At 30.2% G+C, this 20,674-nt stretch carries 21 protein-coding genes and 1 tRNA gene; 15 read left to right on the forward strand and 7 right to left on the reverse strand.

The genetic code is table 11. The features are described 5' to 3' along the window. Nucleotides 1-26 precede the first annotated feature (26 nt). From dnaN to ACQ65T_RS09890, 5 genes are all read left to right on the forward strand, one after another. Nucleotides 27-1,145 carry a DNA polymerase III subunit beta gene (dnaN, locus tag ACQ65T_RS09870; protein WP_430400913.1) on the forward strand — a complete coding sequence of 373 codons (1,119 nt, stop codon included), beginning with the start codon at nt 27-29 and terminating at the stop codon, nt 1,143-1,145. A 276-nt stretch (nt 1,146-1,421) separates the two neighbouring features. After that, nucleotides 1,422-2,813: a tRNA uridine-5-carboxymethylaminomethyl(34) synthesis GTPase MnmE gene (mnmE, locus tag ACQ65T_RS09875; protein ID WP_430400914.1), complete on the forward strand. Its 1,392-nt coding sequence runs from the start codon at nt 1,422-1,424 to the stop codon at nt 2,811-2,813. 175 nt (nt 2,814-2,988) lie between these two features. Beyond that, nucleotides 2,989-3,417, forward strand: coding sequence for an SseB family protein (locus ACQ65T_RS09880; RefSeq protein WP_430400915.1), 429 nt, complete (start codon nt 2,989-2,991; stop codon nt 3,415-3,417). Between the two features lie 74 nt (nt 3,418-3,491). Then, nucleotides 3,492-4,847, forward strand: coding sequence for a hypothetical protein (locus ACQ65T_RS09885; RefSeq protein ID WP_430400916.1), 1,356 nt, complete (start codon nt 3,492-3,494; stop codon nt 4,845-4,847). Nucleotides 4,848-4,858: 11 nt separating this feature from the next. Then, the gene (locus ACQ65T_RS09890; RefSeq protein ID WP_430400917.1) at nt 4,859-5,257 is read left to right on the forward strand and encodes a lysozyme inhibitor LprI family protein; all 399 of its coding nucleotides are present in this window, start codon (nt 4,859-4,861) and stop codon (nt 5,255-5,257) included. On the opposite strand, the gene ACQ65T_RS09895 is transcribed toward ACQ65T_RS09890, so the two are convergent. From ACQ65T_RS09895 to ACQ65T_RS09915, 5 genes are read right to left on the reverse strand one after another with little or no spacing between them, the layout of a single operon-like run. Continuing rightward, nucleotides 5,254-5,631 carry a YchJ family protein gene (locus ACQ65T_RS09895; RefSeq protein ID WP_430400918.1) on the reverse strand — a complete coding sequence of 126 codons (378 nt, stop codon included), beginning with the start codon at nt 5,629-5,631 and terminating at the stop codon, nt 5,254-5,256. The genes ACQ65T_RS09890 and ACQ65T_RS09895 overlap by 4 nt on opposite strands. Next, complete coding sequence (locus tag ACQ65T_RS09900) at nt 5,631-5,855, reverse strand: hypothetical protein (RefSeq protein ID WP_430400919.1); 225 nt, start codon at nt 5,853-5,855, stop codon at nt 5,631-5,633. Before ACQ65T_RS09900 ends, ACQ65T_RS09895 begins: the two co-directional genes overlap by 1 nt. Next, nucleotides 5,845-6,411 carry a hypothetical protein gene (locus ACQ65T_RS09905; protein WP_430400920.1) on the reverse strand — a complete coding sequence of 189 codons (567 nt, stop codon included), beginning with the start codon at nt 6,409-6,411 and terminating at the stop codon, nt 5,845-5,847. The genes ACQ65T_RS09900 and ACQ65T_RS09905 overlap by 11 nt, the downstream gene beginning before the upstream one ends. Beyond that, entirely contained in the window at nt 6,384-6,968 is a 585-nt protein-coding gene (locus ACQ65T_RS09910; protein WP_430400921.1) for a hypothetical protein, read from the reverse strand. The genes ACQ65T_RS09905 and ACQ65T_RS09910 overlap by 28 nt, the downstream gene beginning before the upstream one ends. Beyond that, nucleotides 6,968-7,870, reverse strand: coding sequence for a hypothetical protein (locus ACQ65T_RS09915; protein ID WP_430400922.1), 903 nt, complete (start codon nt 7,868-7,870; stop codon nt 6,968-6,970). The genes ACQ65T_RS09910 and ACQ65T_RS09915 overlap by 1 nt, the downstream gene beginning before the upstream one ends. A 156-nt stretch (nt 7,871-8,026) precedes the next feature. On the opposite strand from ACQ65T_RS09915, the gene ACQ65T_RS09920 reads away from it, so the two are divergent. From ACQ65T_RS09920 to ACQ65T_RS09955, 8 genes are all read left to right on the forward strand, one after another. Continuing rightward, a complete protein-coding gene (locus ACQ65T_RS09920) occupies nt 8,027-8,920 on the forward strand; it encodes an SIMPL domain-containing protein (RefSeq protein ID WP_430400923.1) in 894 nt (297 codons plus the stop codon). Nucleotides 8,921-8,948: 28 nt separating this feature from the next. Further along, a complete protein-coding gene (locus tag ACQ65T_RS09925; protein ID WP_430400924.1) occupies nt 8,949-9,956 on the forward strand; it encodes an SIMPL domain-containing protein in 1,008 nt (335 codons plus the stop codon). A gap of 113 nt (nt 9,957-10,069) precedes the next feature. After that, a complete protein-coding gene (locus ACQ65T_RS09930; protein ID WP_430400925.1) occupies nt 10,070-11,317 on the forward strand; it encodes an FAD-dependent oxidoreductase in 1,248 nt (415 codons plus the stop codon). Between the two features lie 45 nt (nt 11,318-11,362). Next, the gene (locus tag ACQ65T_RS09935) at nt 11,363-11,995 is read left to right on the forward strand and encodes a Crp/Fnr family transcriptional regulator (RefSeq protein ID WP_430400926.1); all 633 of its coding nucleotides are present in this window, start codon (nt 11,363-11,365) and stop codon (nt 11,993-11,995) included. Further along, on the forward strand, nt 11,995-12,774 hold the full coding sequence (locus tag ACQ65T_RS09940) for a sulfite exporter TauE/SafE family protein (protein WP_430400927.1): 780 nt from the start codon (nt 11,995-11,997) through the stop codon (nt 12,772-12,774). The genes ACQ65T_RS09935 and ACQ65T_RS09940 overlap by 1 nt, the downstream gene beginning before the upstream one ends. A gap of 71 nt (nt 12,775-12,845) precedes the next feature. Next, complete coding sequence (locus ACQ65T_RS09945) at nt 12,846-14,255, forward strand: MBL fold metallo-hydrolase (RefSeq protein ID WP_430400928.1); 1,410 nt, start codon at nt 12,846-12,848, stop codon at nt 14,253-14,255. A gap of 122 nt (nt 14,256-14,377) precedes the next feature. Continuing rightward, nucleotides 14,378-15,499 carry a redoxin domain-containing protein gene (locus ACQ65T_RS09950; RefSeq protein ID WP_430400929.1) on the forward strand — a complete coding sequence of 374 codons (1,122 nt, stop codon included), beginning with the start codon at nt 14,378-14,380 and terminating at the stop codon, nt 15,497-15,499. A 170-nt stretch (nt 15,500-15,669) separates the two neighbouring features. After that, a tRNA-Tyr gene (locus ACQ65T_RS09955) sits at nt 15,670-15,751 on the forward strand. A 34-nt stretch (nt 15,752-15,785) separates the two neighbouring features. On the opposite strand, the gene ACQ65T_RS09960 is transcribed toward ACQ65T_RS09955, so the two are convergent. Further along, entirely contained in the window at nt 15,786-16,427 is a 642-nt protein-coding gene (locus tag ACQ65T_RS09960) for a rhomboid family intramembrane serine protease (RefSeq protein WP_430400930.1), read from the reverse strand. A gap of 84 nt (nt 16,428-16,511) precedes the next feature. Between ACQ65T_RS09960 and ACQ65T_RS09965 the strand changes: the two genes are divergently transcribed. After that, nucleotides 16,512-17,387: a lysophospholipid acyltransferase family protein gene (locus ACQ65T_RS09965; protein ID WP_430400931.1), complete on the forward strand. Its 876-nt coding sequence runs from the start codon at nt 16,512-16,514 to the stop codon at nt 17,385-17,387. A 35-nt stretch (nt 17,388-17,422) separates the two neighbouring features. Here the strand turns inward: ACQ65T_RS09965 and ACQ65T_RS09970 are convergent, their stop codons facing one another. Beyond that, nucleotides 17,423-18,910, reverse strand: coding sequence for an aminotransferase class V-fold PLP-dependent enzyme (locus ACQ65T_RS09970; protein WP_430400932.1), 1,488 nt, complete (start codon nt 18,908-18,910; stop codon nt 17,423-17,425). A gap of 94 nt (nt 18,911-19,004) precedes the next feature. On the opposite strand from ACQ65T_RS09970, the gene ACQ65T_RS09975 reads away from it, so the two are divergent. Then, nucleotides 19,005-20,573 carry a protein adenylyltransferase SelO gene (locus tag ACQ65T_RS09975; protein ID WP_430401358.1) on the forward strand — a complete coding sequence of 523 codons (1,569 nt, stop codon included), beginning with the start codon at nt 19,005-19,007 and terminating at the stop codon, nt 20,571-20,573. Nucleotides 20,574-20,674 lie beyond the last annotated feature (101 nt).

Genomic DNA, 20,674 nt, shown 5'->3' on the forward strand with positions numbered 1-20,674 from the left:
ATAAAAAGATTTTTAATATAAAGATGATGAAGTTTATAGTATCAAGTTCGTATTTATTAAAACAGCTACAAGTATTAGGAAGCGTTATTAATAGTAGTAATACGTTACCTATCTTAGATAATTTTCTATTTGAATTAGATAATAATGCTCTTACAGTATCAGCATCTGATTTAGAGACTACTATGTCTGCTACTTTAGAAATTGATTCTACAAGTCAAGGTAGTGTAGCCATTCCTGCAAAACTATTATTAGATATTTTAAAAACATTTCCTGAGCAACCTTTAACTTTTACAGTCGAAGAAAACAGTACTGTTGAAATTAGCTCAAACTCTGGTAAATATGCCATTGCTTATGCTCCAGGTGATGAATTTCCAAAAGCTGTAAGTTTAGACGAACCTTCTACTACACTTGTTCCTGCTGAAGTTTTAGCAACTGCAATTGGAAAAACAATATTTGCTGCAGGTAATGATGATTTAAGACCTGTAATGAGTGGTGTTTTCTTTCAATTTTCACCAGAAGGTTTGATTTTTGTTGCTACTGATGCACATAAATTAGTAAAATATGCACGTGCAGATGTTAAAGCGTCACAAGTAGCTGATTTTATTATGCCTAAAAAACCTTTAAATATTTTGAAAGGAATTTTAGGAGCTTCTGATGCAGAAGTAAAAATCGATTATAACGATGCTAATGCTACTTTTTCTTTTGAAAACTATGTATTGACTTGCCGTTTAATTGATGGAAAATATCCAAATTATGAAGCGGTTATTCCTAAAGAAAATCCAAATAAATTATTAATCAATAGAACACAATTTTTAAGTTCGGTACGTCGTGTGGCAATCTTTGCTAACAAAACAACGCACCAAATTCGTTTAAAAATTGCTGGTACAGAATTAAATATTTCTGCTGAAGATATTGATTACTCTAACAAAGCTGATGAGCGCTTAACTTGTGATTATCAAGGTGATGATATGCAAATTGGTTTCAACTCTCGTTTTTTAATAGAAATGTTAAACAACTTAACGAGCGATGAAATTCAATTGGAAATGTCAATGCCTAACAGAGCCGGAATCTTAACTCCTGTTGATGGATTAGATGATGGAGAAACTGTTACAATGCTTGTAATGCCTGTTATGTTAAATAGCTAGAAATGAATTATAAATTATTAGTTAAGAGTTATACAATTTAAACTCTTAACTTAAAACTTACAATTCATAACTTATATACAATTATAACCAACCTTAACTACAAAAAACCGCAAGACTGAAAAGTTTATCGCGGTTTTTTTTTCACTCAATCCTGTCAAATCGAACGCAGTCGAGAGGTTATGAACACGCAAACACTTCGTTTTTTTTTGAATTTACTTTATGAAATTGGAGTTGAACTTGTCTTTCGTATATTTGCATACTTAAAATGTAAACCAAATGATTAACCAAGAAACCATTGTTGCTTTAGCTACTCCTTCTGGAGCTGGTGCGATTGCTGTTATTAGATTATCTGGACAAAATGCAATAACTATTGCTGCAGATGTTTTTCAATCGGTTTCTGGGAAAGATATTACTCAACAGAGAACACATACTATTCATTTAGGACATGTGGTTGATGGTGCTAAAACGTATGATCAGGTTTTGCTTTCTTTATTTAAAGGTCCGAATTCTTACACGGGTGAGAATGTAGTAGAAATATCATGTCACGGTTCAACATTTATTCAGCAACAAATTATTCAGTTACTGCTTCGTAAAGGCGCTAAAATGGCTCAGGCAGGTGAATTTACCTTGCGTGCTTTTTTAAATGGTAAACTGGACTTGTCTCAAGCGGAAGCTGTGGCGGATTTAATAGCAAGTGATAATGAGGCGAGTCACCAAATTGCGATGCAACAAATGCGTGGTGGTTTTAGTAATGAGATTGCTAAACTGCGTCAGGAATTGTTGAATTTTGCTTCGTTGATTGAATTGGAACTTGACTTTGCGGAAGAGGATGTTGAGTTTGCCGATAGAACTGCTTTTAAGGAATTATTAGAGCGTATTGAATTTGTATTGAAACGCTTAATTGACTCGTTTGCGGTGGGTAATGTTATTAAAAATGGTATTCCGGTGGCAATTGTGGGTGAACCTAATGTGGGTAAATCTACTTTATTGAATGCGCTTTTAAATGAGGAACGTGCCATAGTTTCTGATATTGCAGGAACTACTCGTGATACTATTGAAGACGAATTGGTAATTGATGGAATTGGCTTCCGTTTTATCGATACTGCTGGAATTAGAGAAACAAAAGACCATGTAGAGAGCATTGGTATTCAAAAAACATTTGAAAAAATAGAACAAGCACAAGTAGTTTTGTTTTTAGTTGATAGTACTGAACTGACTATGGATAGTTTGGAACGTTTGAAAGTGGAAGTAGAAAAAATAAAAAATAAATATCCTCAAAAAGCCCTACTTACAATTTTTAATAAGAAAGATAAATTGGAAGACAGCTTACTTTCTACCCTACAATATCAGATTGAAAATTCTATATTTATTTCTGCTAAACAAAAAGAAGGTATTGATGCATTGAAAAACGAATTACTTTCGTTTGTAAATACGGGTGCTTTGCGTAATAATGAAACGATCGTTACCAATACACGTCATTATGATTCGTTATTAAAAGCTTTAGAAGAAGTGCAAAAGGTTAAATATGGCATTGAAAGTAATACCTCATCTGACTTTATTGCCATTGATATTCGCCAGGCTTTGTACTATTTTGGTGAAATTACTGGAGAGGTTACCAACGACGAACTTTTGGGTAATATTTTTGCTAATTTCTGTATTGGCAAATAGTATGTTTTATTAAACACATAGACACATAAGGTTCTTTCTTGAATTAAGGCGCATTGCTTCATGTAAGTTTACATAGTTTGTGGTGTACCCCTCGACTGCGCTCAGCGTGACAAGATTATCGGAAATGGTTTGTCTTAAAAAAGATTCTTACCTTTGCTGTCCAAATAATAAATACATGTTAGAAAACGATACTTTTAACCCAAACAATACGTCTCTTTTAAAAAAAATAAAAGCCTTTCAAGCCAATCAAAATCAGGAAACGTTTATGGATGTTTTTAATGAATTACAAGGCGATAATGCTTTTTTAGTAGTTCCTACTGCAGAGCCTGTAAAAGGAGAAAATAGAGATAAAAACGGTTGGTCTACCATTGAAAAGGGAACTCCTATGACGTTTACATCGGTATTTGAAGTAGAAAATCAAAAAGTAATGGGCGTATTTACTTCTCAAGCAGCATTAACGATTTGGTCGCAAGAAACGAAGCCTTTTGTTTCTATTCCTGCTAGAGATGTTTTAGAAATTGCCATGCAAAATGATATTGAAAAAATTATTATTGACAGCAACCAAGAAACCATGTTTGTTTTAGGTAGAACGATTTCGAAGTAAATATCTAGTTTTTTGGCACAATGATTGCAAATAATTTTATATTTTGTTCCATTTAAGCCCAAAATCTACCATTTATGCATACTTTTTTAAAGTTTTTTGTTTTACTATTTTCTTTATTTCTATTTATAAGTTGTAAAGACGGTACATCTAAAGCACTTGAAAATAAAGCTTTATTGGCCGAAACCAATATTGTAAGCAGTTCTAAAAAATTCAATCTTAATGATTTCTTAGGTTTATGGCAATCTGAAAACGGTGAAGATGCAATTCGAATAGAAAAAAACGATGCTGATTTTCTATTGATTTGGAAATCAAAAGCAGACAATTACGAACCGCATTATATAAATTGCTCTGTAAAAGAAAATCAATTAGTTGGAGATTACTACGGACATAAAGGCAATTTAAAAGTTGAATTTCAAAATAATAACTTACTATTTACCATCAGTCCATTTGCCGAATTTGCTCCTATTGTCAATCAAAAATTTACTTTGATAAATACAACCAATAATTATATAAAACCAAATGAAGTAGAATTGTATTCGTTTAGAACATTTGAAGGCAAAAAATTAAGCGTTTGTAAAGACACTTTAGATAAATATTTGATTTACAGATACGGTACCGAAGAAAAAGTGGAATTAGAATTTCCTAAAGACAAATCCAAAAGTTGGGATCTTTTTAGGTACAATTATTATTTAAGAGGTGGAGGAATTCAAAATGAAGGGATGGACGAAAACATTTTGTCTTTTACAATTGGAAAATACGAATATAAAATTTACGACAACTATTACTCCAGAGGGGAATTATATGAAACAGGAATTGTTGTTTTTGATGTAGAAAATTATGTAGAAAAAACGTTTAAGGGCGAAATAGACTCTAAAAAGGGTTCCTTGGTAAGTCTAAGAAAATACGACATACTTCAAGAAAATGAAGGTAAGAAAAGAACACATTTAACAGCAGATAATTTAGGTACCTATTTATTATTAACGGAAAACATTGGAGATTTATCTATAGGAATGACCAAAAGCAATGTGCTGAAGTTTTTAGGGGAACCCGATAAAAAAATAGACGATGGTAGAAATGAACATTTAGGGGAACATTTTTATTATTTTCAATACACTAAACTGAATTTATCAATTACTTTTAACGATCATGATTTTCAAAATGAAGGTAAGAACTTCAAGGTTTGTAATATTGACATCTATGGAAATTCTAAATTAAAGACTAAAAACAGTATTACTATTGGTTCAAAAGTTGAAGAAGTTAAAAAAGCATATAAGTGGGAAATGGGAATTGGAAATACGACTTATGAAAAACACGATTGGGATGATCAAAACTTAAAATTCATTCACTTAGGCGATATCGACGGACTGAAATTTATTTTTAAAAAGGATAAAGTCTTTAAAATACAACTTGGAACTTTTCAATGGAATTAAAAAATTAAATTATGAAATACCTACTTTGCTTATTAACATTTGCCTTTTGCCAAATTACTTTTGGTCAAACTCAAACTGAAATGAACCAGGAAGCGTTTGCACATTATAAAGAAAAAGATGCGGAACTAAATTTGGTCTACAACAAGATATTGAAAGAATACAGTAATGAAAAAGACTTCATTATCAATTTAAAAAAAGCACAAAACTTATGGATTCAATTTCGTGATGCTGAATTGGCTATGCGATTTCCAAAAGAAGATAAGTTACTTCATTATGGAAGTGTGTATCCAATGTGTAAAAGTTATATCTTGGCAGAAATGACCGAACAACGCACCAACAAATTAAAAGTTTGGCTGGATGGCATTGAAGAAGGAGAAGTATGTTTAGGTACTATTAAAATGAAGGATTAATTAAAAAAATCTCCATCAACATAATACCAAATTTCATTTTCTAATTGAAATGTAGAATGTTCATGATGAATTTGCGCCTGTAGCTTTTCATCTAAAAAATACGCCTTGAACTCTACTCTATTTTCATGAGCAGTAATTACTTCTAATTTTACCCAAGTATTACTTTTTGCCCATTGCAAAATTTCTGAAACGAAATAATATTTTCGTTGAGAAACGTGTGTTGTTGCCATTAAGTAATTGGCATTTTGAAGTACGTAAGCCGAATATCTTGAACGCATTAATTGTTCTGGAGTTTTAGGAAATTGAATTCCTTCAATAAAAGCGTTACAGCAATTTTCAAAGGATTTTTCTGAACCACAATAACATTTTTCCATTATTCTGATTCGTTTAATTTATTTTGAAGATGTTGTGCTAAAACTTGGTATTTGCTCAATTCAACCAAGATTTCATCATCTGAAGTAGTATCTAAATAATTATCAATTTCAGTCTTTGTTATTTCTAATTTTAAACTGGCTGATTTCAACTCTTTTCTTGCAATGGCATCAATAACTTCTTGAATAGCTGAATGAAAATTAGTAAGTACTTTTTTATTTGGCATAATTTTGTTTTATTTTTATAAAAGTATCATCAGTATTTATCAATTGGTCAACTATCATTTTTCTTAAAGTTGAAATATCTTCGAAAGATAAATACTTTGCCCAACTTTCTGTTTGTAAAACTTCTTTAATAGTTTGAATTCTTTTTGCAGTTTGATTGGCTGTTCTCAAAATGGCATTTCCGTTAAATTGTGGATTGTTTTTATGTTGGAAATTTATTTGAAAAGTTGTCCAATTTACTTCAATATAAAATAATTTTTCGGTTTCGTTATTTGGATAGAAATCAGTCCATTTTGCAAAACCGCATTTTTGGGTTTGTGATTTTATTTTTTCATTAGAAATCAATCGCCATCTGCAATTTGCCGCTCTACCCCAATGATTTGAAAATCGATATACGCCATCAGCTGTAAATGCATAGCTACTCCCCGACTTACTTTTGTAATTGATAGGAATATTTGCAACTTCATCCATTGCAATTTCTTGAAAGTCGCAATAGGTATGTTTGTAAAAATTGTTTTTAGTATATATCATTAAAATTCTCCTAATTTTAATTGCCATACATTTTTTTTAGTAGCTCCAAATTGCTTTTCACTTGGAAAAAAATAGACCTTTTGTATAACTGAATGACTTGTAGTATTCGAATTTAAAGTAACTTGAATGGTATATTGAAACGTAAAAAACGAATCTGAAGTGGTTTTACTTTGGTTAAAATTACTAACTGAAACCACTACTGATTGCTTTTTACATTTACTCAAAAAATCATTTAATGAAATTGGCTTTTCTGTGCTATCAAATACGTTTTTTAATTGAATAGAATTAGTAAGAAATAAATTTTGAATGCTCTTGTCTACCTCAACTTTCAATTCGTTTGTAATTTCTGAAGAATGGTATAAATTAATGTAATTGTAAAAATCTTTAATGGTATTTATTGCTTGGTTTTGGTATTCTACAATAGAAGCGTTTGAAAACTGACTTTGAATGCTGTTCATCTTAACTGCAGCATTTGTATTCAATTGCTTAGCAGAAACGCTTTCTTGATTTGAAGTCGTAGTTGAATTACTTTGACTAAAAATCAAAAAAGGAAATAACAGAAACAGGTACATTGCTTTTTTCATTATTCTTGTATTATTCTAATAAAAGTAATTTGATTGTTACTATCGTTCACTACTTCTACTATTTTCATTTTCTTTAAAGAAGGAGTTGGAATGATTAATTTTTGGGAAAACTCATTCTTATTAAAATATTCTGCTCCTAAATTGTTTTTTAGCATTACAATTACTTCTACATTATCATGCAAAATCTTTTGCAATTGCTCTTTTCTTGTTTGCCAATCTTTTATATCGCTCTTTATAAATCCTTGTAATATGTTGGAATAATCATTGGGTTGTAAACTTACTTTATCCACATTTGGAGTTTGAGTTAAGTCAATTTTCTTTTCTTTATAAAACGGACTTTTAATGACTACTTGAGCATTTTTATCGACTTCAATTTTTGAATCTTTTAGTTCTACTTCTTTCTCCACTTTATCTTCAACAACATATACTTTTGTTGAGCTAGACGAAATACTATCGTTACTGAATTTTTCTTCTAATTGTATGGTTTGAAGTTGATTATTTTTATTGTATATCTTCCAAAAAACAGATCCAAAAAGCACAAAAGTTATACATCCAAAAATAAAATACTTCTTTTTATTAGAAGACTTGGTTACATCGTTTACTGCATCATTATTATCAATGGGTTGAAATTTAAATTCATCCCAACCTGAAGTTCCTACGTACTGAGAAAAAATATCCAACATATCTTTTCTTGGTAATTTCTCATTGGTTTCAGGTTTTAAATGTGTGTAAATCCACTTTTCACTTACACTATTCTTGGTTTGAACTTGTACATCATCAATCAAATTTAAAATGTCTTGCGATGTAAAGTTTTTCCAGCTTCCCTCAAAATAAGGGTAACGTTTTTTATAGTGTTCTAAAACACATTTTTTCAATTCATAAAAAACATTAATATCTGTCATAAACCTTTGGTAAAATTAGTTCTACCCTTTAATTAATTGCTGTAAAACGACTGTAAAAGTACTGAAAAACAATTACAGAACCTATACAGTGCTTTTGCTAAACTCATTTTGAAAAGCAAAAGTATGTTTGCCCTATCAACATTAAAAATTAAAAATATGAAAACTAAATTAACTATTGGTTGCTTTCTATTATTATCTGTATTGAGTGCACAAATAAGTGGAAATCATGTCACCGCAAATGAAGTTTACAATTCTTATAATAAGAATAGTTCTTCTCCTAGAAATACCATTACCATTAACGACAATCATCTTGTAGTAAATGTAAAAATATTACTCAATAACAAGGCTGATTCTTTCACCATAATGTTAGGAACTAATGAAGAAGCTGAAACTGTTTTAGAATGTAATACCAATCTCAATAAACGAATTAATGCTTTTACAAATGACTTGGCTTCCCTTAAAATTAAAAAAGAAAATATTTATGTTGATTTTATAAGTCAAATGAAAGTATATGATTACAGTTTAGAAAACAATAAAGCCGAACAATTTCAAAAAGGTTTCGAAATTAAAAAGAATATTATCATCTCAAGTACGAATATTAATGATATTGAAAGAATAATTTCACTTGCCTCTAAACATGAAATTTATGATATAATTAAAGTCGATTATACTAATGATGATGTATTAAAAATAAGAAGCGATTTGTTTTCTGAAGCCTTGGCTATAGCCGAATTAAAAAAAGAAACCTACACAAAAGCTTTTAGAAAAAGAATTATAGGAACTCCAAATGCTACTGAGAATTTTGAAATTCACTTTCCTAAAACCCAATACAAGAAATACCAAGCGTATGAGAATTCGGAAATTGAAACCTTGTACCGAAATCATAACCAAAACTTCATAAAAAAACTAGCACGTAAAAACACAACGTATTACTACGAAGGTCAAGATACTTCTGATTTTGATAAAGTCATAAATATTGCAAAATCGGAAATCGGAATTCAATATGAGTTATCCATTACTATTACTTATAAAATAGACTCTTCTTTATAATCAATTATTAAACTAAATTTTATTTATCATGAAAAACGCAAAAAAATTACTATCGCTATTCGTTGTATTTACAACAACTTCATTGGTTGCACAGCATTCTGGAAATGCTAATTCAGAATCAGCTAAAACACTATCAAGCGGCAATTACAATTACCAAAATCAGTACCACAACAATCAGGTAAACACCATTCAAACCACTACAGGAAACGAAAATGAAATGTACATTAGTATTAAAGGAATTTATAATGAAAAGGCTACTTCTCAACGCGCTGTTTTTAGTGTTTTACAAATAGGTAAAACCGCAGAAGAAACAACCAAACTTATGGATGAACGATTAGAAAGTGTTGTAAAGTCAATAACAGCTTTCAATCCTGAAATTGAAGTTATTATTGATATGATTTCTTTTGTTCCACTTTATGATTATGAAATTCAGAAAAAAATATTCAATCCAAAAACTTATAATGAAAAACCATCTGGATTTGAATTGAAAAAAAACTTAATTATTAAATTTAAAAAAACCAATGATTTAAATACCATTATGAATATTTGTGCCAAACAAGAAATTTATGATTTAGCCAAAGTAGATTATGTAACAAGTAATTTAGATCATATAAGAGATGTTTTACAAGTAAAAGCCGCAGAAGAATACAAACAAATGCTAACCAATTATTCTGCGATTATGAACACCGATTTATTTAAAAAAGAAAAATCCTTAACAGAAGGCTATAATACAGTTTATCCAATGGAAAGCTACAGAAGTTATTCTGCTTTTAGTCAAGCGAGTATTAATTTCGAGCCAGAAAGCACTGTCAATAATATTAGAAAAAATAATACACAATTTTATGATGCTGCCCTTGCAAAAACACACACTTTTGTAGTAAACGCAGACATAACAGAACCTACTATTCAAATCTTTTACGATTTAATTATTAAAATAAAACTGAAAGAAGACCAATTACCTAAAAACACCATCATTAGAAACAATCGATATTATATCATAACAGCAAACGGAGATGTTAAACCATTAAATCTATAAAGATAAATTTAAAGAAGAGTGTTCAAAATGAGTACTCTTCTTTTTTGTAACAATTGTTACAGTTTTTATTAAATTGATTATTAAATTTATAGAACTAATCAAATTCTAAAATTATGTCAAACAAATTCCAAATTGTAATTGTTGGTGCTGGAACCGGTGGTATTATGACTGCTGCACAATTATTACGTAAAGATAAAAGTTTAAATATAGCTATTATTGATCCTTCGGAAGTACATGTATATCAACCTGCTTGGACACTTGTAGGAGGCGGAGCTTTTAATTTTGAAAAAACAAAACGCCCAACTTCATCAGTAATTCCTAAAGGTGTTACTTGGATTAAGGATAAAGTTACCTCACTAGAACCTGAAAGTAATAGTTTAACTACTGAAAAAGGAGGTTCTATTGCTTATGACTATTTAGTTTTATCACCAGGTTTAGTTTATGATTTAGATGGTATTGAAGGATTAAGAGAAAACTTAGGTAAAAATGGAGTGTGTAGTAATTATACTGATCCTAACTATACTTGGGAACTAATTAAAAACTTTAAAGGCGGTAATGCGGTTTTCACTCAACCTACTACACCAATTAAATGTGGTGGTGCGCCTCAAAAAATCGCTTATTTAGCAGCAGATTATTTTAGAAAAAATAAAATAGAGGCAGAAGTAGTATTTGCTACACCAGGGTCAGTAATATTTGGAGTTAAAGAATTTGCAAAAACATTAATGCAAGTTATTTTTAAATATGGAATTCATTTCAAACCGCATTATGCTCCTGTAAAAATTGATGGAAAAAATAAATTAGTATACTTTAAAAGTATAGCTCCAGAAGAAAATCAGTGTGTAATAAATGAAGGGAATGTCTTAAATGAAGAATTTCATGGTGAAAGTGAAATTGTAATGCCATATGATATTTTACATTTAGCACCACCACAAATGGCTCCTGATTTTATCAGAAATTCTTCGTTAGCAAATGCACAAAAATGGTTAGATGTTGATATTACTTCACTACAACATTTAAAATACAGAAACGTATTTGGACTTGGTGATGTTGCTGCTTTACCAACTGCTAAAACTGGTGCTGCAATTCGTAAACAGGCTCCAGTAGTTGTTGAAAATATATTAACTATGATTAAAGAGAATAAACTTGGACACAATGTCTATGAAGGTTACTCTTCTTGTCCTTTAGTAACAGGTTATGGAAAAATGGTATTAGCCGAATTTAAATATGATAATGTTAGAGATTCTGACCCGTTTTTATCAAAACTTGTAGATACTACTCAAGAAAAATGGAGCATGTGGATACTTAAAAAATATGGATTACCTTACTTATATTGGAACAAAATGTTAAAGGGGAAAATGTAATTTTTAGAAAAATTATATTTAGAGTATCTTTACTAAAAAAGTACAATGAAAGAAATATTAAAACAAGCTTACGGGTATATTTTTGAAGAACCACTTATCGATGAGATTGCAGCAGTTGCTAATTACAGGGAATTTCAAGCTGATGATTACTTAATTGAAATAGGAGATTACATTAAATCAATGCCATTACTTTTAGAAGGTGCTATAAAAATTCTTAGAGAAGATGAGAATGGAGATGAACTACTTTTATATTTTCTTGAAAGAGGAGATACTTGTGCAATGACTCTAACTTGTTGCATGGGGCAATCAAAAAGTAAAATAAGAGCTATTGCAGAAACAAATGGTGCTTTATTAATGATTCCTGTAGAAAAAATGGAAGAATGGTTAACTAAATATAAAACATGGAGAAACTTTGTTTTTGACAGTTATAACATTCGTTTAAAAGAAATGCTAGAAGCAATTGATACTTTAGCATTTATGAATTTAGATGAACGCCTTTATAAATATTTAACTGATAAAGCTAAAGTTTTAGGAAGTACAGAAATCAATAATACACATCAACAAATTGCATATGAAATGCACACTTCGAGAGTTGTAATCTCAAGACTACTGAAAGCTTTAGAAATACAAGGAAAAATTAAATTACATCGTAATAAAATAGAAATACTCGAATTTTAATGGAAATATTTGGATATATAGGAGCACTTTTAATCGGTTTAGTACTTGGTCTTACCGGTGGCGGTGGTTCTATGCTAACTGTACCAATATTAGTATATATATTAGCCATAAACCCCGTAATCGCTACTGCGTATTCACTATTTATAGTTGGAACCACATCTGTTTTTGGAGCTTTCGATAATTACAGAAAAGGATTAGTAGATTTTCAAAAAGGATTTTTATTTGCAATTCCTTCTTTCATAGGTGTGTATTTAACTAGGCGTTTTTTAGTTCCCATTATACCAAATGAAATAATTACTATTAATTATTTTACTTTAACCAAAGGTACTTTCTTGATGTTGTTTTTTGCATTAATAATGTTTTTAGCAGCTTTTTCTATGTTGAAAAAGAAAAAAGAAATAAACAATTCAATTGAAACGTCTAAATTAAACTTAATTATTCAAACCTTTTTCATTGGAATCGTAATTGGACTTGTAGGAGCTGGAGGCGGATTTCTAATAATCCCTTCATTAGTATTATTCGCAAAATTACCTATGAAAAAAGCAGTTGGAACTTCTTTATTTATCATTGCAATGAACTCTTTAATTGGTTTCTTGGGAGATGTTGAAAACTTAACCATCAATTGGTTCTTTTTATTAAGTTTTACTGCAATATCTGTATTAGGAATTTTCATAGGAAGTTATCTTAATAAATTTATTAATGAAACTCAATTAAAAAAAGGATTTGCTTATTTTGTATTAGTAATGGCTTGTTTTATATTGTTTAAAGAAATGTTATAATGTAACTTTAGTTACAACAAACCAAACCAAATTTTGTAATTTTACATCAAATAAATTTAAATACTTTTAAAATGAAAATAGAACAAATATATACTGGGTGTATTGCTCACGCAGCTTATTATATAGAAAATAATGGAGAAGTTGCCATTTTTGACCCACTAAGAGAGGTTCAACCCTATATAGACAGGGCAAATAAAGATAATGCAAAAATCAAATACATTTTTGAGACTCATTTTCATGCTGATTTCGTTTCTGGACATTTAGATTTAGCAAAAAAAACAGGAGCTCAAATTGTTTTTGGACCAACAGCAAATCCAGATTTTGAATGTATCGTAGCTGAAGATAATCAAGAATTTATACTTGGAAACTATACAATTAAAGCAATACATACTCCAGGTCATACCTTAGAAAGTACTTGTTATTTATTAACTGACGAACACGGCAAGCAACACGGTATAATTACTGGTGACACATTGTTTATTGGTGATGTTGGAAGACCTGATTTAGCTCAAAAACTAGTTGAAGACTTAACCCAAGATAAATTAGCAGGATATTTATTTGATTCGTTACGTAACAAAATCATGCCTCTTTCAGATGAACTAATTGTATACCCAAATCATGGTGCAGGAAGTGCTTGTGGTAAAAACATGAGTAAAGAAACAACAGATACTCTCGGTAATCAAAAGAAAACAAATTATGCTTTAAGAGCTGACATGACAAAAGAAGAGTTTAAAGCTGAACTTTTAGACGGCTTAACTCCTCCTCCAGCCTATTTTCCTCAAAATGTAATGATGAATATTAAGGGGTATGACAGTTTAGATAATATTATGGAAAAAGGAAACAAACCTTTAACTCCAAAAGAATTTGAAACTGTTGCAAATCAGACTGAAGCATTAGTTCTAGATGTACGAAATGAAAATGACTTTGTTAAAGAGCATATACCTGGATCTATATTTATTGGTTTACACGGTGGATTTGCACCATGGGTTGGAGCATTAATTAAAGATGTTAAACAACCTATTCTATTAATAATTCCAAATGGAAAAGAAGAAGAAACAATTACACGCTTATCTCGAGTAGGATTTGACAATACATTAGGATTTTTACAAGGAGGTATTGATGCATGGAAAAATGCGGGCTTTGAAACAGACTATATACAATCAGTAACACCAAATGATTTTGCTAATCATTATAATGATGCTATTGTAATTGACGCTAGAAAACCTAGTGAATTTGAAGCTGAGCGTGTTGAAAAAGGAATAAATATTCCACTTGATTACTTAAATGAACATTTAGCAGAAGTTCCTAAAAATGATACATTTTATGTACATTGTGCTGGAGGATATAGATCAGTAATTTGGGCTTCAATTATGAAATCAAGAGGTTACCATAATATGATTAATGTAGAAAAAGGTATGGCAGGTATTCGAGAAACAGAAGTTCCATTAACTAAATTTGTTTGTCCATCTACATTAAAATAAATATAATTAAATATAAAAATCAGGTTTCTTAACCTGATTTTTTTTATGAAAAGATTAATATCAATTCATAAAGTTAAAATGGAAAAAATAAATACATTTGCCAAAAATTAATTAATACTAAAATGAAAAAAATATTTTACATTATTACACTTGCAACTTTAGTTCTTGCATGTAACAAAGTTGGTAAAAACGAATACTTAGTCAGTGGAACAGCCGATGGTATTGAAAACGGTAAAAAAATATTTATTGAATTACAAGACGAAAAAGGACCAATGACTAAAGACACAGCTGTCATTGAAAATGGAAAGTTCGAATTTAAAGGTAAAACAGAAGCAATTGAATTAGCATTTATTAAAATTGAAAATGAAAATTCGCAATTACCTTTCATTTTAGAGGAAGGAGAAATTAAAATTACCTATGCTACTGATAGTTTATTCAAATCTAAAATCAGTGGTACTATGAATAATGATAAACTTCAGGAATTTAACAACGAATCGAATAAAATTTCAAAGAAATTAGCAAAATTTCAAGAGCAAAATTCTGAAAGAATGAGAGCTGCAAAAACAGCTCAAGATACTTCAACTATCAACATGATTATGAAGGAATATTCTAGCTACCAAACTAGTTTAAACGATGTTTCTAAAAATTTCATTAATAATAACCCAAAAGCATTCTTATCTGTTTTACTTGTTGAAAACTTTTTAATGAGACAATACCTAACAATTGACGAAACAAAAGAATATTTCAACAAATTAGACCCAAGTTTATTAAAAACTAAATCAGGTGAAAATATTAAGAAAACTTTGGATTCATTTGATCAGTTAAAAATAGGAAATAAAGCTCCTGACTTCTCAGCTAAAAATCCTGAAGGAAAAGAAATATCGTTGAAAGAATCATTAGGCAAAGTGACTATTATTGATTTTTGGGCTTCTTGGTGTGGTCCATGTAGAGCAGAAAACCCAAATGTAGTTGCTTTATACAATCAGTATCATGAAAAAGGGTTAAATATTATTGGTGTATCTCTTGATAAAGATGCTGCTAAATGGAAAGAAGCAATTGATAAAGATGGTTTGATTTGGAATCATATTTCAAATTTGAAATTTTGGAAAGAACCTATAGCTGAACTATATAATGTAAAAGCTATCCCTGCTACTTTTATTCTTGATGCAAATGGAAACATTGTTGCAAAAGACTTAAGAGGTGCAGAATTAAAAGCCAAAGTAGAAGAATTGTTAGCTAAATAATTCTCTTTATTTTTAATAAATTTAAAAAAATCTCCTTAAGGAGATTTTTTTATACTTTTCATTATCAATCAATTAAAAAAAAGTACGAAAAATGTGTAAATATTGTTTGTTACTAATGAAAAACAATTCTATATTTGCCCCGTTGTAAGCAGTTTAATACTGCTGACGTTGGGGAGATACTCAAGCGGCCAACGAGGGCGGACTGTAAATCCGCTGATTACATCTTCGCAGGTTCGAATCCTGCTCTCCCCACAAAACCACTCAAATGAGTGGTTTTCTTGTTTTTCTAATTAAGTCTGTTGGTTTTATGTAAATAGAATAAGATAATAATTGGAATAGTTAACAAAATAACCATTTCTGTATTCGTTTGTATTAAACTTGGAACTTTAATTAAGGTAAACAAATATCCTCCAATAGCCCCTCCAAAATGAGCAGTATGTCCTATATTATCATTTTTTGCTTTCATTCCATAAATAGAGTACAACAAATAACCAATCCCAAAAACATAACCCTTAATTGGAATGGCAAAAAATAAATATAAATTCATTTCAGGATATAATAAAATTGAGCTATAAATTATTCCAGTGACAGCTCCAGATGCTCCAACAGCTCGATAATGAAAATCATTTTTATGAAAATACATCGTAAGCAAACTCCCAGCAATTAAACTAACGAAATACACATATAAAAAATTTACATTCCCGAAAGTATCCAAAACTATTGGCGCAAAGAAATATAAGGTAAGCATATTAAAAGCAAGGTGAGTTATGTCGCCATGTAAAAAACCTGAAGTTAACATACGAAGTTGCTCGCCGGAACGAATACTACCTACATGAAATTCATATTTCCTAAAAAAATCAAAATCATTAAATCCTTTAAAGCTTACTACTGCATTTATTCCTATTAAAACTAATAAAAAAGTATTCATATAAATTTTTGTTTGGGTAAATTTAAAAATAGTTTGCTTATTAACGTTTATAAATCTTAAACTATATTTGTAAAAAAATAATTCATGCAATTACTATTTTATATTTTAATTTACCCAATTCTTTGGTTAATATCTATTTTACCCTTTCCTTTATTATATCTATTTTCAGATGTAGTTTGCTTTATAGTTTATAATCTTATAGGATATAGAAAAAAAGTAGTTCGAGAAAATTTAAGTCTTGCATTACCTCATCTTTCTGATAAAGAAAGGAGAACTGTTGAAAAAAAATTTTACAGACACATGTGTGATATGTTTTTAGAAATGATAAAAACAATGTCTATTTCTAAAAATGAAATTCAAAAAAGATATAAGTTCACAAATATAGATTTGTATCTAGAAATGGAAAAAAAAGAAAAAAGTATAGCTTTGCTTTGTGCACATTATGCAAGTTATGAATGGACTGTTTCTATGAATTACTATATTAATTTTACTGGCTATGGAATTTACAAAAAAATAGCAAATAAATATTTTGACAAATTGGTTCACAGGATTCGCTCACGATTTAAAGCGGTATTAATTACCACAAAAGAAACTGTTGCAACTATTGAAAATTGTTCAAGAACTGGCGAACTTGGAGTTTATGGTTTTGCAAGTGATCAATCTCCAAAATCTCATAAAGGAACTCATTGGGCCACATTTATGGGAATTGAAACACCTATTCATGTGGGTGCTGAGTTATTAGCAAAAAGATTGGATATGAATGTTATATTTCTTAAAACAAAAAAAGTTAAAAGAGGTTATTATGAAGCCACTTTTGAACATTTAGTTGATAATCCAAAAGAAGTACCCAATTTTGAAATTTCTGAAATGTTCATGAAAAAAGTAGAACTACAAATTATTGAAGCTCCTGAATATTATTTATGGACGCACAAACGCTGGAAACATAAAAAACAAGCATAAAAAAAAAGGTTCTGAAATTCAGAACCTTTTTTGCTTTAAATTGAAAACCAATTAGCTACCATATCTTTTTCTTTAAATTGTGCCTTTTGGTGGTTAAATTCATTCGATTTTGGATTGTAAACATATTCTTTAGCTAACTCTAAATGATTAGCCGCTAATTCCTTAATACTATTACAAACATAAGTTATCTCTTCAGTAGTTGTTGTAGGGTGAATAGACATTCTAATCCAACCTGGTTTTTTAATTAAATCGCCAGAAGTTATTTGACAAACCAAATCATTAGACATTTCTTGATCTACATGTAATAGGTAATGTCCGTATGTTCCTGCACAACTGCAACCACCACGCGTTTGTATTCCAAATTTATCATTTAGAATTTTAACCCCTAAATTAAAGTGTAAATCGGTTATATAAAAAGAAATAACTCCTAACCTATTTTGATGCTGTGGTGCTAAAATATTAATATTCTCTACATTTCCTAATTCAGAAAAGATATAGTCCGTCAATTCATGTTCTCTATCCAAAATATTTTGAATTCCCATTTTTTCTTTCAACTGAATAGCGAGTGCAACTTTAATTACTTGTAAAAAACCAGGTGTTCCACCATCTTCTCTATCTTCAATATTATCAATGTATTTATGTTCACCCCAAGGATTAGTCCAACTCACAGTTCCTCCACCCGGACAATCTGGAACATTATTTTTATATAGATTTTGATTAAACACTAAAACCCCTGAAGTTCCTGGACCTCCTAAAAATTTATGTGGAGAAAAGAAAATAGCATCTAAATAAGCATCTGGATCTTCTGGATGCATATCAATTTCTACATAAGGCCCAGAACAAGCAAAATCTACAAAACAAACTCCGCTATTTTGGTGCATAATTTTTGCTACTTCATGATAAGGTGTTTTAATACCTGTAACATTTGAACAAGAAGTAATAGAAGCAATTTTAAAACTTCTATCTTTATATTGATCCAATAATTTTTTGAAATTTTCTAAACAAAAAAGCCCTTCTTCATTTGCAGGAACTACAACTACATCAGCAATGGTTTCCAACCAAGAAGTTTGATTAGAATGATGTTCCATGTGCGAAATAAATACAATTGGCTTAATTACATTAGGAATAGTCGTATATTCTTTTAATGTTTCTGAAATTCTCAACCCTAATATACGTTGAAACTTATTTACAACCCCAGTCATTCCCGTTCCATCGGTAATTAAAACATCGTTATCATTAGCATTAATATGGTGCTTAATAATATGTCTTGCCTCATGATAAGCCATTGTCATCGCTGTACCAGAAACAGTAGTTTCTGTATGAGTATTGGCAACAAAAGGACCAAATTGATTCATCATTTTTTCCTCAATAGGACGATACAATCTTCCGCTAGCTGTCCAATCTGTATAAACCATTTTTTGAGTACCAAAAGGAGTATCAAATTCTTGATCCACACCAATTATATGCTTTCTGAATTCATCAAAATAAAGTTCTAACTTAGTTTTTTGTGTTGTTGCAATCATTTGGGAATAATATTTGACTTCAAAGATAAGAAAAATTGATAATCTGAAATTTTAGATGCCTATTTAAATTTGTAACTTTGAAAAATACAAGTACATCATGAAATTAAACATCCAAAATACATTTATAAATGAATTACCCGCCGATGAGAATCTAGAGAATTCAATTCGTCAAATTGATAATACCTGTTTTTCATTTGTAGAACCAATTAAAACAAAAGCTCCGCAACTTCTTCATGTTGCCAAAGAAGTGGCTGATGAAATTGGGTTAACCGAAAAAGATATTCAATCAGAAGCTTTTTTGAATATTTTTACTGGAAATGAAATTTATCCCAATACAAAACCGTTTGCTATGGCTTATGCGGGACATCAATTTGGGAATTGGGCGGGACAATTAGGCGACGGAAGAGCAATTGCACTTTTTGAAGTAATGTACAATTCAAAATCGTGGATGTTGCAATTAAAAGGTGCTGGTAAAACACCTTATTCACGTCGTGGCGATGGATTAGCAGTTTTGCGTTCATCTATACGAGAACATTTATGTAGTGAAGCCATGTTTCATTTGGAAGTTCCTACTACTCGATCGCTTTCTTTAGCTTTAACTGGCGACGAAGTATTGCGCGATGTTTTATATAACGGAAATACCGCTTACGAAAAAGGCGCAGTTGTTTGTAGAATGGCTCCAAGTTTTATTCGTTTTGGGAATTTTGAATTGTTTGCAGCTAAAAATGATGTGAAAAACCTTCAAATTTTAGCCGATTACACTATTAAGCACCACTTTCCAGAAATTAAAGCAGAAGGAAAAGAAAAATACATTGCGTTTTTCAAAACTATTACCAATTCTACCAAAGAAATGATTCTGCATTGGCAACGTGTTGGTTTTGTGCATGGCGTTATGAACACCGATAACATGTCGGTTCATGGAATTACGATTGATTATGGTCCTTACGGTTGGTTGGAAGATTATAATCCCAATTGGACTCCAAATACTACCGATGCTGAAAATCGTCGTTATCGTTTTGGGAACCAACCTAATATTGCTTTATGGAATTTATTACAATTGGCCAATGCATTATATCCGTTAATTGAAGATGTAAAACCTTTAGAAACCATTTTAGAAGCGTATTCTAATGAATTTCAAGAAGATTTTTATAAAATGATGAGTACTAAATTAGGCTTTGAAAACCTGAAAGAAAACGACGCATCTATAATTGATCAATTACTGGCTGTTTTACAAGAAACAGAAACCGATATGACTATTTTCTACCGAAATTTAAGTACGATTTCAAAAACAGATTCACCTGAGCAAGCTTTAGAAAAAATAAATACTGCTTTTTATAAAATTGAAGAAGTAAAAGAACGTGTAGAAGAAACCTGGTTGTATTGGTTTACCCAATATTTAAATCGTTTGCAAGAAGAAGAAATTTCAGATGAACAACGAAAAGTAAAAATGAATTTGGTGAACCCAAAGTATGTTTTACGCAATTATATGGCACAATTGGCTATTGAGGCAGCCGAAAAAGAAGATTATAGTTTAATTGACGAATTATATACTTTATTGCAAAAACCTTATGACGAACAACCCAAAATGGAAAAATGGTTTGCCAAAAGACCCGATTGGGCGAGAGTAAAAATTGGTTGCTCGATGTTGAGTTGTAGTTCTTAAAAAAGCAGATTCTTAAGAATCTGCTTTTTTAAGAACTACTTATTATTATTTTTTAGAATCGTTAAACTTTTCAATTTCTTGTTTTGCTTTTTTTTGATACT

Origin of the sequence: Flavobacterium sp., assembly GCF_965284515.1 — a bacterium.
Taxonomy (GTDB): domain Bacteria; phylum Bacteroidota; class Bacteroidia; order Flavobacteriales; family Flavobacteriaceae; genus Flavobacterium.

Coding starts and splice junctions, on each gene's coding strand:
- dnaN (WP_430400913.1), top strand. CDS start 27: ATGAAGTTTATAGTATCAAGTTCGTATTTATTAAAACAGCTACAAGTA.
- mnmE (WP_430400914.1), top strand. CDS start 1,422: ATGATTAACCAAGAAACCATTGTTGCTTTAGCTACTCCTTCTGGAGCT.
- ACQ65T_RS09880 (WP_430400915.1), top strand. CDS start 2,989: ATGTTAGAAAACGATACTTTTAACCCAAACAATACGTCTCTTTTAAAA.
- ACQ65T_RS09885 (WP_430400916.1), top strand. CDS start 3,492: ATGCATACTTTTTTAAAGTTTTTTGTTTTACTATTTTCTTTATTTCTA.
- ACQ65T_RS09890 (WP_430400917.1), top strand. CDS start 4,859: ATGAAATACCTACTTTGCTTATTAACATTTGCCTTTTGCCAAATTACT.
- ACQ65T_RS09895 (WP_430400918.1), bottom strand. CDS start 5,631: ATGGAAAAATGTTATTGTGGTTCAGAAAAATCCTTTGAAAATTGCTGT.
- ACQ65T_RS09900 (WP_430400919.1), bottom strand. CDS start 5,855: ATGCCAAATAAAAAAGTACTTACTAATTTTCATTCAGCTATTCAAGAA.
- ACQ65T_RS09905 (WP_430400920.1), bottom strand. CDS start 6,411: ATGGCAATTAAAATTAGGAGAATTTTAATGATATATACTAAAAACAAT.
- ACQ65T_RS09910 (WP_430400921.1), bottom strand. CDS start 6,968: ATGAAAAAAGCAATGTACCTGTTTCTGTTATTTCCTTTTTTGATTTTT.
- ACQ65T_RS09915 (WP_430400922.1), bottom strand. CDS start 7,870: ATGACAGATATTAATGTTTTTTATGAATTGAAAAAATGTGTTTTAGAA.
- ACQ65T_RS09920 (WP_430400923.1), top strand. CDS start 8,027: ATGAAAACTAAATTAACTATTGGTTGCTTTCTATTATTATCTGTATTG.
- ACQ65T_RS09925 (WP_430400924.1), top strand. CDS start 8,949: ATGAAAAACGCAAAAAAATTACTATCGCTATTCGTTGTATTTACAACA.
- ACQ65T_RS09930 (WP_430400925.1), top strand. CDS start 10,070: ATGTCAAACAAATTCCAAATTGTAATTGTTGGTGCTGGAACCGGTGGT.
- ACQ65T_RS09935 (WP_430400926.1), top strand. CDS start 11,363: ATGAAAGAAATATTAAAACAAGCTTACGGGTATATTTTTGAAGAACCA.
- ACQ65T_RS09940 (WP_430400927.1), top strand. CDS start 11,995: ATGGAAATATTTGGATATATAGGAGCACTTTTAATCGGTTTAGTACTT.
- ACQ65T_RS09945 (WP_430400928.1), top strand. CDS start 12,846: ATGAAAATAGAACAAATATATACTGGGTGTATTGCTCACGCAGCTTAT.
- ACQ65T_RS09950 (WP_430400929.1), top strand. CDS start 14,378: ATGAAAAAAATATTTTACATTATTACACTTGCAACTTTAGTTCTTGCA.
- ACQ65T_RS09960 (WP_430400930.1), bottom strand. CDS start 16,427: ATGAATACTTTTTTATTAGTTTTAATAGGAATAAATGCAGTAGTAAGC.
- ACQ65T_RS09965 (WP_430400931.1), top strand. CDS start 16,512: ATGCAATTACTATTTTATATTTTAATTTACCCAATTCTTTGGTTAATA.
- ACQ65T_RS09970 (WP_430400932.1), bottom strand. CDS start 18,910: ATGATTGCAACAACACAAAAAACTAAGTTAGAACTTTATTTTGATGAA.